We start from the raw sequence: 13,817 nt of genomic DNA on the forward strand, positions 1-13,817 counted from the left end.
GGTCGATCCTCTCCCGCAGGGATTAGGATGACGTGAACCGCGCGCCTTGCCGCTCAGCCCGCGAGCGCCATTTCCTCGACCACCCTTTTGGCGTCCAGGTATCCGGCCTCGATCCGGCGCTGAATGGCCGATGCCGAGAAATCCGAAACTCCGCTGCCAATCCGCGGGTCGGTATTGCCGATATGGATGATGTCGTTCACATAGCTGCCCGGATCGAGACCACGCGCACCGGGAAAGGCCTGGGCGAAGTGGTGCTGGACCTCCGGTTCCAACTCCTGGATGACCTCGATCAGGCGATTGCGGTGGCGCAGGCGCTGCAACTCGGTCTGGACGCGGCTGGCGATCTGCAACTCGATCATCCGTTCCGAGACCTCGTTGAAATTCGTCGGCATCGATCCCGCGCATTGACCCGGTGCCACTAGGATGAGCCTGCGCCGGATGTGCGTTCCGGCTTCGAAGAGATCGAGGGCGGGTTGCAGGGGCGTGGGGTCGAACATCCCGCCATCCCAGTAGCTCTTGCCGTCGATCTCCGTCATCGGGAAATTCGGCGGCAGGCTGCCGCTCGCCACGATATCGTCTACCGACACATAACCGTTTCCGCGGTTGCTGAACCGATCGATCTTCCCGGTTTCGACGTCCACCGCGGACGCTGCAAAGGCGATCTCGCTCTCGTTGAGCCGGTCGAAATCCACGTGCCGCACCAGCGTCGAGCGCAGGGGGTCGTTCGACAGGAATGCGGTCCAGGTCGGCGCGGCCCATATGTCGAAGCGCGGGCGATACATGCCGAGGTTCATCACCGAGGAAATCGCGCGCCCGGCTTGCGCCGAGAGGAACGGCCCGCCGACGGTAAATTCCTTCCAGACCTCGCCCAGTTCCCTAACCGGGTCGCCGCTGCGCGCGCCCACCAGCACTGCTGCCGTGATCGCACCGATGGAGGAGCCGGTCACGATATCGGGCCGGATGCCGGCCTTGCTGAGGTAGTTGTAAACCCCCAGATGATAGGCCCCGACCGCACCGCCGCCCTGGAACACGAGCGCGGTCTGAATGTCTTGCGCCATGGCGTTTCCCCAAATTATTCGTCCGGCCTTCTAAGGGCGGGCCGGTCCGTGAAGAAGCTTACTATGGATGTAGTCAAAGATCAGATCGAAACATCTCCGTCGAGCATTTTGTCGTGATCCGAGTAAATTTGCCTTAAAAATTTCATCTTCGTGTAGAGTGCGCCTGGGTCGGTCGCCTTTTGCCCCCGCCGGGGAGCGGGAGGTCCTAGCCTGGCCCGGGGCCGGGTTCCTGAACATCGCCCATGATAGTCACCTTCGTCCGGTCCCCGGCCGCGAACCGCCGCAGCACCGCCGGATAGAGCCGATGTTCCATCTTCAAAAGACGGCTCGCGAGAGTTCCCGGTGTGTCGCCGCGTTCGATCGGGATCACGGCCTGTCCGAGGATCGGCCCGGAATCCAGATCGGCCGTCACTTCGTGCACCGTGCAGCCATGCACGCTCATGCCGGCCTCGATCGCGCGTCTGTGGGTCTCCAATCCCGGAAAGAGCGGCAGGATCGAGGGGTGGATATTGATCATCTGCCCGGCCCAGCGGTCGATGAAGGCGGGCGTCAGGATACGCATGAACCCCGCAAGGCAGACGATCTCGGTGCCGTATTCCTCGAGCGTGCGCGTGAGTTCCGCCTCGAATGCGGCGCGATCGCCCTTGAAGATGCGGTGGTCGAGTGCCAGTGCATCAATGCCCATTTCGCGCGCCTTCTCTAGGCCGCCCGCGTCTGGCCGGTTCGAGACCACGACGCATGGGAGGCCCGGATGGTTGCGGTCGGCCATGTCGCGCGCGAGAGCAAGCATGTTCGACCCGCCGCCCGAAATGAGGATCGCGACGCGTTTGCGGATCACAGCTGCCCCGCGTAGGCAATGCCCGCGCCCTTTGTCACAGTGCCGATCCGTGCAACGCTTTCGCCCTCGTCGGCGAGCAGGGTGGCGAGTGCGTCCGCCCGGTCCGGGGCGACGATGGCGACCAGCCCGATGCCGCAGTTGAAGGTCTTGAGCATTTCCGCGTCATCCACGCCGCCCACGTCCCGCAGCCAGCCGAACACCGGAGGCAGGTCCCAGGCATCGAGATCGATCTCCGCGCCCATGCCTTCCGGGAAGACGCGGGGCAGGTTCTCGGTCAGCCCGCCGCCGGTGATATGGGCAAACCCGCGCACGCCCCCGGCCTTGATCGCGGCCATGGCGGGTTTGGCGTAGATCTTCGTGGGAGCGAGCAGTGCCGCGCCGAGCGAGCCACCACCGAAGGGGCAGGGCGCATTCCAGTCGAGGCCGCTCTCCGCCACGATCCGGCGCACCAGCGAATAGCCGTTGGAATGGACGCCCGAGGAGGCGAGCCCCAGCAGCACATCGCCCTCGGCCACATCTGCCGGAAGGTGCCCGCCGCGCTCCATGGCGCCCACGGCAAAGCCCGCGAGATCGAAATCGCCCGCCGCATAAAGCCCCGGCATTTCCGCCGTCTCGCCGCCGATGAGCGCGGCGCCGGCCTGCGCGCAGCCCTCGGCAATGCCCTCGACGATCTGCGCTGCCGCACCCACCTCGAGCTTGCCGGTGGCGAAATAGTCGAGGAAGAAGAGCGGTTCCGCGCCCTGACAGATCAGGTCGTTCACGCACATCGCCACGAGATCGATCCCCACCGTGCCGAGTTCGCCGGTATCGATGGCGATCTTGAGCTTGGTGCCGACGCCATCCGTGGCCGAAACGAGAATGGGATCGCTGTAGCCTGCGGCCTTGAGATCGAACATCGCGCCGAACCCGCCGAGCCCCGACATGACACCCGGACGGCTGGTGGCCGCGGCCGCGGGCTTGATCCGATCCACGAGCGCATTGCCCGCATCGATATCCACGCCCGCATCGGCGTAGGTCAGACTGGTTTTCTTCTCCGACATGGGCTGGGGCTCCCGGCGCTGATTTGAGCGCGCTTTAGACCATGGATCGGGGAATGGGAAGCCGCGCGCGAGGCTTGGCAGGCCGGGGAGCGGGTTTTGTCTACCTGTTTGCCCGGATCATGGCATCAAAGCGGCAATTCGTGGCTCTCTTGACCTCTTGACCCGGCCCGCGGGCCTGCATAGGCATGGCCTCAGGCGGGCCTGTAGCTCAACGGTTAGAGCAGAGCGCTCATAACGCTTTGGTTGGGGGTTCAAATCCCTCCGGGCCTACCAGATCACCCTTATCGGCTGGCGGCGCTTTGATCCTGTCGAGACACTTCGGCCCCTGGCTCGGGGTGCGCGGATCCGCCGTGCCGAGAATCCACGCACGGCCGGGCCACTTTCCCGCAATTTCACGCCATGGCTTGCGAAATGCGTCCGCGCGGTGTGAGGTGGGCGGGATTGCGTCATGGATCCTGGGGTGTTCCCGACCTCCAGACCATGCAGTCAGTGCCCGGAATGCAGGAAAACGCAGGAAGTTTCATGACAGCCATGCCCAGATCCAATGCGAGGGGCGCGATGTTCTCGCTCGCCGCCTTCGCCGTCTACTCGACCCACGATCTGGTGGTGAAGCTTCTGGGCACCGAGTTCGCGCCGTTCCAGATCGTGTTCTTCTCGGTGCTGTTCGGTTTTCCCGTCGTCTCCGTAATGCTGATGCGGGACCCGACGGACGGAAACCTCATCCCGCGCTACCCGCTCTGGACGGCCGTGCGGACCACTGCGCAGGTGATCTCGACGGTTTGCGTCTTCTATGCCTTCTCGGCCCTGCCGCTTGCGCAGACCTATGCGATCCTCTTCGCCCAGCCGCTGCTGATCACACTGCTGGCCATTCCCATCCTGCGCGAGCCGGTCGGCCTGCACCGTGGCCTCGCGGTTCTGGTGGGGCTCGGCGGCGTCATGGTGGTGCTGCAACCGGGTTCCACCGAGCTCGAACTGGGTCATGCCGCCGCGCTCATCGGCGCATTTGGCGGCGCGACCGCCTCCATCGTGGTTCGCAAGGTGGGCCGGGAGGAGCGCAATGCCGTTCTGATGCTCTATCCCATGGTCGCGAACTTCCTCGTGATGGGCGCGGCCCTCGCCTTCATCTACGAGCCGGTCGAGATCCAGCACATTGGCGGTTTCGCCCTGATGTCGTTTCTCTCGATCTGCGCGCTGCTTCTGCAGTTCGCAGCCTATCGGAATGCGGCGGCCGGTGTCGTGGCGCCGATGCAATACTCCCAGATCATATGGGCGACGCTCTTCGGCGCATTGATCTTCGGGGAGCGCCCGGGGCTGAACACCGCCATCGGCGCGGGCATCGTGATCGGGAGCGGCGTCTACATCGTCATGCGCGAAACCCGGAAATACGGCACCACTGCGCCGGTTCTCTCGACACGCGCGCGTTTCGCGCAGGGCACCCTGCCGCGGTTCGGCAGCTTCGCACGGATCTGGCGAAACAATGCCTCGCAGAAGGATTCGTGACACGCGGAGGCATACATCTGGCTCACGGCAGTGAGAATGCGAAGGGCAAGCAAGCGGACCGCGCGGTTGTTCCGCCCAAATCACGCGAGGGGGCTGGACGATCCGGCTTTGCAGACCAGATGGCGTGCGGGGCCCGGACCCGGCGAGGGCCTCACCCTGAAGCAAGGCGCCGAACTTATGAAAACTGACTGGTTTCATATTTCGGCAGTATATCCTAGGGTCCGCGGCGATGCCGTCCCCCTCGCGGGGTGCGCTTCCTCGATGCTGGTGGAAAAACGAGTTTGGTCAAAACGATGTATCGCTTTCTTGCAAGACCTGTTGAGTTCCTGCTGATTCTCCTCCTCTGCCTCGCAGCCGCCAATCCGGGCCGGGCGCAGGATGATGGGGTGCTCCGGGCGGTCAAACTCGAGCCGCTGACCGCGACTCAGAGCGTGCGCGAGCGCGAATTCTTCGGCCAGGTCGTGGCGCGCCAGACCCTCGATCTCGCCTTTCAGGTGGGAGGTCAGGTCAACGAGCTGATCGGGGTGGAGGGCAGCCGGCTCTCTCAGGGCGACCTGATTGCCAAGCTCGATCTCGAACCCTTCGAGCTCAATCTCCGCCAGGCGCGGCTGGAGCTCGAACAGGCCGAGCGGTTTCTCGAACGCCAGCGCCAGCTTGGCGCGGACACCGTGTCGCAGGTCACGATCGACGACGCCGAGACCGCGGCCAACCTTGCCCGCGTGTCGTTGCGCAATGCCGAACTGGATCTGCAGCATGCCACTCTGACGGCACCCTTCGATGCGCTGGTCGCCCGCCGCTTCGTGGCCAATTACACCACCATCGAGGCCGGAACGCCGGTTGTCCGCCTGCACGACATGTCGGAGCTGCGCATCGAGATCGAGGTGCCCGAAGTCCTGTTCCGCAGCGCCGACAGCGGTGCCGATCTGGAGATTTCGGCCTATCTGCCCGAAACGGGCGCGCGCTACCCCGTGGAGATCCGCGAATATCAGGCCGAGACGTCCGCCATCGGCCAGACCTACACTGTCACCCTTTCGTTGCCGGAACTGAACAACGAGTCCATCATTCCCGGCGCGTCGATCACCGTGACCGCCCGCCTCAATTCCGGCGACAGCAAGATCGTCCTCCCGCCCGAGGCCATCGTGGTCGGCCCGGACCGGCAGACCTACGTTATGGGGTTCGAGCCGGAGGAAGGCCAGGCGGAGGGCGATGACCGGACAGGTCGCGCCGTCCGCATCCCGGTCGAGATCGAGGCCGATGAGAACGGCAACGTCGTGATGATCGACGGGCCCGAAGCCGGAACGGAGATCGTGGTTGCCGGCGCAAACCGCGTAAGCGATGGCGAGCGCGTTCGCCGTTTCACCCGCATCGGAAACTGAGGCACGTCATGGGTATCGCACGCGCCTCCATCGACCGGTCCGTTCTGACGTGGCTCCTGATCCTCGGCTGTCTTGCTGGCGGGATCTGGGCCTTCTTCACCATCGGCCGTCTCGAAGATCCGGCCTTCACCATCAAGCAGGCCATCGTCACCACGACATATCCCGGTGCCTCCGCCGCGCAGGTGGCCGAAGAGGTTTCCGAGCCCCTCGAAAGTGCCATCCAGACCCTGGGCGAGGTCGATACCATCACCTCGACCAACAGCCCCGGCCTCTCGATCATCGAGGTCGAGATCCAGGACACCTATGACGGCAGCGAGCTGCCCGACATCTGGTCGAAGCTGCGGGCCGAGATCTCCGATACGGCCGTGGGCCTGCCCGATGGTGTCTCGGAGCCGATGGTCAACGACACGTTCGGGGATGTCTACGGCATCTTCTTCGCGGTGACGGCCGAGGGGTTCTCGGATGCCGAGAAGCACCAGATCGCAACCTTCCTGCGGCGCGAGATGCGCGCGGTGGAGGGCGTCGCGGACGTGGAGGTCGCGGGCCTGCCGGAGGAGGCGATCTATGTCGATCCCTCCATGCCGCTCGCCGTGCACCAGAACATCTCACCCGATGCGGTGATGAACGCGATCAACACCTCCAACTCCGTCAACAGCAGCGGCCATCTCGACCGGAGCGGGGAGCGCACGATCATCCAGGCGCCCACCGGCTCCGAAAGCGTGAGCGAGATCGCCGGGCTTACCATTGGTGTCGACGGTGAGGTGGTCAACCTCTACGACGTCGCGAATGTCGAACGGACACGGGTGGAACACCCCTCGCAGATCATCCGGTTCAACGGCATCGAGGCCTTCAGCATCGGAATTGCCGGGCTTCAGACCGAGAACATCGTCGAGGTCGGCAACCGCGTCGATGCGCGCCTCGATGAATTGCGCACCGAGATTCCCTACGGGATCGAACTGCACCCGATCTACCAGCAGCACGTGGTGGTGGATCGCTCAAGCACGACCTTCCTGACCAACCTCGCGCAGTCGGTGACAATTGTGGTCGCGGTGCTGGCGGTATTCATGGGCTGGCGCTCGGCGGTGGTCGTCGGCTCGACGCTGCTCCTGACCGTGCTGGGCACGCTCTTCTTCATGGGGGTCTTTTCCATCGAGATGGAACGGATCTCGCTTGGCGCGCTCATCATCGCCATGGGCATGCTCGTGGACAACGCCATCGTGGTGGCCGAGGGCATGCAGGTGCAGATGCTCCAGGGCCGCTCGGCGCGCGAGGCCGCCGAGGATGTGGGCAGCAAGACCCAGTTCCCGCTCCTGGGCGCAACGGTCATCGGTATCATGGCGTTCGCCGGCATCGGTCTCAGCCCGGATGCCACCGGTGAGTTCATGTTCTCGCTCTTCGCGGTGATCGGAATATCGCTCCTTCTAAGTTGGGTGCTCGCGATCACCGTGACACCGCTTCTGGCCCATTACTTCTTCCGGCGCGGGCAGGGGATCGGAGGCGCCGATGCCTATGGCGGCCGGGCATTCCAGTTCTATGGCACGGTCCTGAAACGTGCGCTTCATCACCGATGGCTGGTGGTCGGCGGTCTCGTCGGTCTCACGGTTGCCTGTTTCGCGGGGTTCGGCCTGATCAAGCAGCAGTTCTTCCCGGATTCGAACACGCCCATGTTCTTCGTCCACTACAATCTGCCGCAGGGGTCGGACATCAACGCGACCGCCGAAGACATGAGCGTGATCGAGGATTGGCTGGCCGACCGCGATGAGGTGGTCTCGGTGACGACGATCACAGGGCAGGGCGCGAGCCGTTTCATGCTGACCTACGAACCTGTCCAGCCCGACCCGACCTATGCGCTTCTGCTCATCCGCACGGAGAATCTCGAGCAGATCCCCCCGCTGCGCCGCGAACTCGACGCGTATGGGACCGAAATGCTGCCCGATGGCCGGTTCCGCACCGAGCGGCTGGTCTTCGGCCCCGGCGGCGGTGCGCCCATCGAGGTCCGCTTCTCGGGTCCCGATCCGTTGGTCCTGCGCGAACTGGGTGCGGAGGCCATGGACCGGATGGAGGCCGCAAATGACCAACTCCGACACCTGCGCACCGACTGGCGCGAGCCCGAGCTTGTCCTGCGCCCGATCTACGCCACCAACCGCGCCCAGACCGCCGGCGTGACCCGCGAGGATATCGCCCAGACCTTCGCCTTCTCCACCGACGGCATCCAGACCGGGGTCTTCCGGGAGGATGACAGGCTCATCCCGATCATGTTCCGCGAGGACCACGGACCCATCGTGAGCCTAATCGACCGCGTGGTCTTCTCGGCGTCGGCCCAGGATTACGTGTCGATGGAACAGGTGACCGACGGGTTCCGATACGAGATCCAGGACACGCGCGTGCATCGGCGCGACCGCCTGCCGACCCTCACCGTCAGTGCGGACATCGTTGCGGGCGGACCCACGGCTGCCACGGTCCATGCGTCCATCCGCGACACTGTCGAGGACATGGAGCTTCCCGTGGGCTATGCCATGGCCTGGGGCGGCGAGTACGAGAACTCCACCGAAGCCCAGTCGAGCCTTGGCCGGCAGCTTCCCCTGAGCCTTCTGGTCATGGTGATCATCTCGATCTACCTCTTCGGGGCATTGCGCCAGCCGCTGGTGATCTGGCTTCTGGTGCCGATGGCGGTCAATGGCGTGGTCATCGGACTTCTAGGCACCGGCCTGCCGTTCAGCTTCACCGCGCTCCTCGGCCTCTTGAGCCTCTCGGGGATGCTGATCAAGAACGGCATCGTGTTGGTCGAGGAGATCGATCTCGTCCGCAAGGAGGCGTCCGATTATACCGAGGCCATCGTCACCGCCTGCACGAGCAGGCTTCGCCCGGTCCTACTTGCAGCGGCCACCACCATTCTTGGCATGATTCCGCTCCTGAGCGATGCCTTCTTCCAGAGCATGGCGGTCACGATCATGGGCGGGCTCGCCTTTGCATCGATCCTCACGCTGATCGCGGCGCCGGTTTTCTACAGTCTGCTGATCCCGGAGGGGCATATGCGGCACGCAAAGACCTGACCGGAGGCATCCTCGTCAGGGGGTTATCAGCCCGCGGACAATGGCCACGGCGAGGGCCTGTTCGCGGGTCGCGCAGCCAAGCTTGGTGCGGGCCGAGATCATGTGTGACCGCACCGTGTGTTCCGAAATGCCGAGCTTCTCCGCGATCCGTGCATTCAGAAATCCGTTTGCGAGCAGGCAGAGTACATCATGTTCGCGCGGGCTCAGATGCGATCGCCGGTCGAGCACCGTATCTGCGTGAGCCCCTTCCGAGGGAAATTCGTTAAGCGCCACGAGAGGTGCGGCGAGGAGCATGGCCTGAAATGTCTCGCTGTCGATGAAGTCTTCCTCTCCGCGACCTGCGCCGATCATCACGCACCGGACATGCGAGGAGGTTCCGACCGGGCAGGGAATGCCGACACAGGCATCATAGCCGGCCTCCGAATGCTCGGCATGGTAGCTGCGGCGCAGCCGTCCGTTTTCTCCGATGGTCCACCGAGCATCGGATGCACGCCAGACCGTCTTCGAAAGTGCGCGCGGCGCGATGCCCTGAGGCGGGGCATGCGGGTCAATCTGGATATAGTCCCGATCCATCCAATGGTTGATCCAGTCACTGCGCATATTGGACCGGATCTGGAGTGTTTCGCCCGTGACTTGATCCTTTTCGCCCATGTTCAGGAACGGGGAGCCAAGCTTGCGGAAGGCCCCGGCGAAAGCGTTCCACCGCTCATCGGGGCTCTCGCTGTGCTTGGTCGCGTCGAGAATGTCGATCAAGGTATTGAAGGGCATGGGACTCGCGATTCCGTGTTCCACTCATGAATCTATTTGCATGAGAAAGGAAACCAAGTCGTTTCTTGGCTGTTCGATGAATCGCGGGGGCAGATGCCCCTCAGCGCATGGTCATTTTCGCCAGAACGCCCATTTTCTGGACAGTGAAAGGTCTACCGGGCGTGTGTCACGTTACCGGTAGAGCCTGTTCTACGCTGTCCACAGACCAGCCTCCGTCAGCTTGCCTTGGCGATTTCCGCCTCGTACCTTGGCAGCCTGATCGTGAAACACGCCCCCGCCTCGGCGTTGCTGACCGAGATCTCGCCGGACATCTCCCGGATCGTTCCGAAGCTGATCGACAGGCCGAGGCCTGTGCCCTTTCCCGGCTCCTTGGTCGTGAAAAAGGGCTCGAACAGCTTGTGGATGAGATCGTCCGGCACGCCGCCGCCAGTATCCTTAATGCGGAGGACGTGGCCTTCGGGCGTGTCGAACGCCGCACTCACGTGGATTTCGCCCGACCCGGTGCCTTGGCTTTCGATGGCGTCACGGGCATTGCTGAACAGGTTCAGAAGTACCTGCTCGAAGATGACCTGCTCTCCCACGACCAGCGCCGCGTCGTCGGGTATGTCGGTGGTCAGCGAGATATCCATGGTATGGAGCTGGGTGCGCGCAAGCCCGGTGGTCTTCCGAAGCGATTCCCCGAGATCGAACGGCGCCATTTCCCCGTCCGCCTTCCGACCGAACACCCGCATGTGGTTGATGATCTGGGCCGCGCGCTCGGTCTGCTCCTCGATCCGTTCGAACTTGCCGCGGTAAAATTCGATATCCTCATGCCCCTTGGCAATCCGTTTGAGCGAATTGGACGAGGCCATGCGGATCACTCCGAGGGGCTGGTTCAGCTCGTGGGCGATGCCCGTTGCCATCTCGCCCAGCGTGGCCATCTTCGATGCCTGGATGAGCTGCCCCTCGGAGCGGCGCAGATCGGTGATGTCCTTGGCCGAGAGCACCACGCCGATCCCCTCGACGAAGGACTGAACCGTCAGCAGGATGCGATCGGAGTTTCGTTTCATCTCGAGCGGCGCGCTGTCGCGCCGGTTCAGCTGCTCCGCGATCCAGCCGTCGGGATCTTCCCGGACATCGGGGAAGGCGCCCTGTGAAATACCCTCCTTGAGGAATTGTTCCAGCGTGAAGCGATACGGCAGCTTGCGGATAATCTTTTCGTTGAAAGACCGGAAGGCGGCATTGAGAAAGAGCGACTTGCCGTCCAGCTCGAAGATCGCCACCTGCTCGGCGACCTGATCGAAGGCCGAGATCAACCTCTGCTGTTCGAGCCGCGCCTGTCGGACCGCCCGCATGGATTCGTCGAAGACCACCGTTGCGCGCGCCATGTCGCCGATCTCGTCTTCGCGCTCCGTATCGGGAATATCGACATTGTTCTCGCCCCGCGAAATGCCAGTCATGCACTCGACAATGACATCCACACGGGCCTTCTTCTGCAGAAGCTCTTCCTGCTTGTGTCTGAGCTGTGCCCGCTCGACGGACAAGGCCTCGGCCATCTGGTTGAAGCAGCGCGCCGTTTCCGCGAGTTCGTCGCGGCCCGTGTCGGTGACGCGGGTTTCCAGATCGCCGCTCGAGATCCGGCGTGCGCCCTCGCGAAGCCACCTGAGCTGCTTCGTGAGGATTGTGCCAAGCCCGTATCCGAAGACCGCGACCAGCGACATGCCGAGAACCGCGACGATGATGTTCCAGTTCAGCGCCTTGCGGACCTGTTCTTCCACGGCGAGCGTGGACATGCCGAGTTCCAGAGCGCCGAAATTCGTGCCCGCGATGGTGATCGGCACGGAAATGTCGATCACATGGTCCGCCGTCGCCGTCTCGAAGGAGGTATCCGCCCGGAACAGCCGCGCCAGTGCCTCGGCATCACCCCCCTCGGACAGAACCACGCCGGCGGCATTGCGCGCCCGGATGTAGGTGAGGTCGGCGGTCGAAACGGCCGACTCGATCGTGGCATCGAGTGTCGCCAGATCGGTCGCGATGACCGAACCCGCCACGGTATTGGCGAACACCCGCGCCGTGGTGTCTGTCCGGTCGAAGAGCTGCGTGGTTGCCGATCCACCAAGCGCGAACTGGTTGATGGAGATGAGGATCGCCATCACCGTAAGCTCGATGAGGGCGATGCCGAGAATGGTCTTCAGTCGGAAGGACACGTCAACTCACCTTCCTGCAGAATGCCGGACTCCTCGTGCGACATCTCCAGCGCCCGGACATCATTCCAGTCGCCGTCGGCGGCAATCTGCAATCCGACCATGCCGATCCCGGACACCAGCTCGGGATTTTCCTCGGCAATCCGCAGGAAGGCCTGCTGCATGTCCGCCGTGAAATCCGCGTCCGCGTTCGCGCTGACGGCGAAGGCATGGGGGGTGAAGGCTTCGGTCTCGTAAACGATTGTCAACTCGTCCCTGATCTCGGCCGACGTCGCATTGAAGGTCCGCATCACGCCGCCACCAGCGGGCATCAACCCCGCCGCCACTGCGCGGTAGACGCTGTCATGCGAATTCACATAAGCCGGCTCGAAATCCACGCCCATGTCGGTGAGTGCGGCACGGGTCAGGATACTTGCGCCGAACGCCCCGGGCGATGGAAAGGCCACCTGCGCATTCTCCAGACCGCTCAGATCATCGAGCGCCGCATCCTTGCGGGTGACGATGATGCCCTTCAGCCGCTTGTCGGCCTGCCGCGCGAAGGCACGATAGCCCGATTCCTCGGAGAAGATCGCGTAATGCATCGGGTTCATGTAGGCGACGTCATAGGCACCTTCGGCCAGGCACGCCTCGAAGGTCGGAATGTCCTTCGCTGTCCGGAAGCGGAACGTTGTGCCGGTTTCTTCCCCCAGCTTGTTGAGGAACGGGCCCCACATCTGCGCCAGCCGGCTGGCCGACTGCTGCGGAACGATGCCGAAGGTTCTCACTTCGCCCGCCGGATCATTTGCGGCGAAGGCGGGCAGACCTAACGTTGCGGTGAGCCCGATGGCTGCAAGAATTCCATACTTCATCTTCATGCTCCCCCGGTTGCTGCCACGTCGCGTCTGTCGTTTTCCCGTGCGCGTTCGAGGGCTTCCCTGATCCCGTTGCCCGATGCGGCCGAGACCTCCTTCTCGCCGCCGCTGCGCACGGCCTTCCGGATCGCCGTGATCAGATCGTCGGACATGAAGGGCTTGCAGAGGAAGTTGAAAGCCCCGACCTGGACCGAGGCCTGAAGTGCGTCGGGATCGCCGCTCAGAACCAGGTAGGACAGCGACCTGTCGGCAAAACGGGCCTGGGCGCGGGAAACGAACTGGATGCCGTTCGCGGCATTTCCAGAGTCGTCGACGAAATGGACATCCGTCACCACGACGCGAATGCTTTCGTCGGCGTCGAGTAACTCCAGGGCAGTCTCGATGCTGTTGGCGGTCACGTAGGTCCAGCCTTCGATCTCGACGGTTTCTCCCAGTTCCTCGAGAGCAGTCCGGTCGTCATCGACAAGCAGTATCTTGAGTTCCTTCATGTCGTCATCCATAGGCGTGTCCTCCTTGGTTTTCTGGTTCTGAGGGGGGCGGCGGCGGATGAACCGGGGGAGTTCGGGTCATGCATCGGCGTTGATCACGTCGATGAGGTCGTCCACGTCGAGGGGCTTGGCGAAGCAGGCCGTGGCCCCCAGGCTGAGGGCTTCTTCGCGATTGGATTCCGCACCGTGGCCACTGACCACGAAGAACCGGGCGGGGTAATTGCGGCCCTTCAACTCGGCGATCAGTTCCAGACCGCCGCGCTTCGGCATCTTCAGGTCGGTAATAACGATGTCGAACGAGCCGCTCTGGCAAAGCGCGAGAGCGCTGTCGACACTCTCTGCAGGCGTCACCTCGAAATCCTCCAGTTCCAGGGACTCCTGAAGCTCCTCCCGCAGCATCGGCTCATCGTCTACGATCAACACACTGGTCATGGCACCTCCAAGTGGTGGGTATCCTTGGTCGGTGAGCGCCGTTAAGAATTCGATAAATGCGATGCGTTGATACGAAGCGAAAAACGCTTGAAGTAGCCAATTTTAGTAGTTTTTGTTTGGTGTATGCTTCGTTATGGAGGAGAAAATGTCAGTAATTTTTGAATTTTTCGAGTGGTTCAACAATCTATTTTCGTGATATTATTGGTAAATGGACCCGTAAGCATGGAGAC

The 13,817-nt window shown here is 63.1% G+C and carries 11 protein-coding genes and 1 tRNA gene; 4 read left to right on the top strand and 8 right to left on the bottom strand.

Translation table 11 applies throughout. The features are described from left to right. Positions 1-53 precede the first annotated feature (53 nt). The 3 genes from ACP15W_RS01160 to purM form a co-directional block, all read right to left on the bottom strand. Positions 54-1,058, bottom strand: a complete 1,005-nt coding sequence (locus ACP15W_RS01160) for a patatin-like phospholipase family protein (protein ID WP_424930995.1) — start codon at positions 1,056-1,058, stop codon at positions 54-56. Between the two features lie 205 nt (positions 1,059-1,263). Next, entirely contained in the window at positions 1,264-1,893 is a 630-nt protein-coding gene (purN, locus tag ACP15W_RS01165) for a phosphoribosylglycinamide formyltransferase (protein ID WP_424931591.1), read from the bottom strand. After that, entirely contained in the window at positions 1,893-2,936 is a 1,044-nt protein-coding gene (gene purM, locus ACP15W_RS01170; protein ID WP_424930996.1) for a phosphoribosylformylglycinamidine cyclo-ligase, read from the bottom strand. The genes purN and purM overlap by 1 nt, the downstream gene beginning before the upstream one ends. A gap of 197 nt (positions 2,937-3,133) precedes the next feature. Here purM and ACP15W_RS01175 point away from each other — a divergent pair. From ACP15W_RS01175 to ACP15W_RS01190, 4 genes are all read left to right on the top strand, one after another. Next, a tRNA-Ile gene (locus ACP15W_RS01175) sits at positions 3,134-3,209 on the top strand. Positions 3,210-3,467: 258 nt separating this feature from the next. Next, positions 3,468-4,436 carry a DMT family transporter gene (locus tag ACP15W_RS01180; RefSeq protein ID WP_424931592.1) on the top strand — a complete coding sequence of 323 codons (969 nt, stop codon included), beginning with the start codon at positions 3,468-3,470 and terminating at the stop codon, positions 4,434-4,436. A gap of 281 nt (positions 4,437-4,717) precedes the next feature. Next, complete coding sequence (locus ACP15W_RS01185; protein ID WP_424930997.1) at positions 4,718-5,812, top strand: efflux RND transporter periplasmic adaptor subunit; 1,095 nt, start codon at positions 4,718-4,720, stop codon at positions 5,810-5,812. Between the two features lie 8 nt (positions 5,813-5,820). Then, on the top strand, positions 5,821-8,865 hold the full coding sequence (locus tag ACP15W_RS01190) for an efflux RND transporter permease subunit (RefSeq protein ID WP_424930998.1): 3,045 nt from the start codon (positions 5,821-5,823) through the stop codon (positions 8,863-8,865). A 15-nt stretch (positions 8,866-8,880) separates the two neighbouring features. Here ACP15W_RS01190 and ACP15W_RS01195 read toward each other — a convergent pair whose 3' ends face one another. From ACP15W_RS01195 to ACP15W_RS01215, 5 genes are all read right to left on the bottom strand, one after another. Further along, entirely contained in the window at positions 8,881-9,633 is a 753-nt protein-coding gene (locus ACP15W_RS01195) for a LuxR C-terminal-related transcriptional regulator (RefSeq protein WP_424930999.1), read from the bottom strand. 215 nt (positions 9,634-9,848) lie between these two features. After that, positions 9,849-11,819 carry an ATP-binding protein gene (locus tag ACP15W_RS01200; RefSeq protein ID WP_424931000.1) on the bottom strand — a complete coding sequence of 657 codons (1,971 nt, stop codon included), beginning with the start codon at positions 11,817-11,819 and terminating at the stop codon, positions 9,849-9,851. Further along, positions 11,804-12,664, bottom strand: a complete 861-nt coding sequence (locus ACP15W_RS01205; RefSeq protein WP_424931001.1) for a phosphate/phosphite/phosphonate ABC transporter substrate-binding protein — start codon at positions 12,662-12,664, stop codon at positions 11,804-11,806. The genes ACP15W_RS01200 and ACP15W_RS01205 overlap by 16 nt, the downstream gene beginning before the upstream one ends. A 2-nt stretch (positions 12,665-12,666) precedes the next feature. Beyond that, on the bottom strand, positions 12,667-13,167 hold the full coding sequence (locus ACP15W_RS01210; RefSeq protein WP_424931002.1) for a response regulator: 501 nt from the start codon (positions 13,165-13,167) through the stop codon (positions 12,667-12,669). 66 nt (positions 13,168-13,233) lie between these two features. Continuing rightward, the gene (locus ACP15W_RS01215; protein WP_424931003.1) at positions 13,234-13,587 is read right to left on the bottom strand and encodes a response regulator; all 354 of its coding nucleotides are present in this window, start codon (positions 13,585-13,587) and stop codon (positions 13,234-13,236) included. Positions 13,588-13,817 lie beyond the last annotated feature (230 nt).

The organism is Amaricoccus macauensis (genome assembly GCF_049800915.1).
In the GTDB taxonomy this organism is placed as follows: Bacteria; Pseudomonadota; Alphaproteobacteria; order Rhodobacterales; family Rhodobacteraceae; genus Amaricoccus; species Amaricoccus macauensis_A.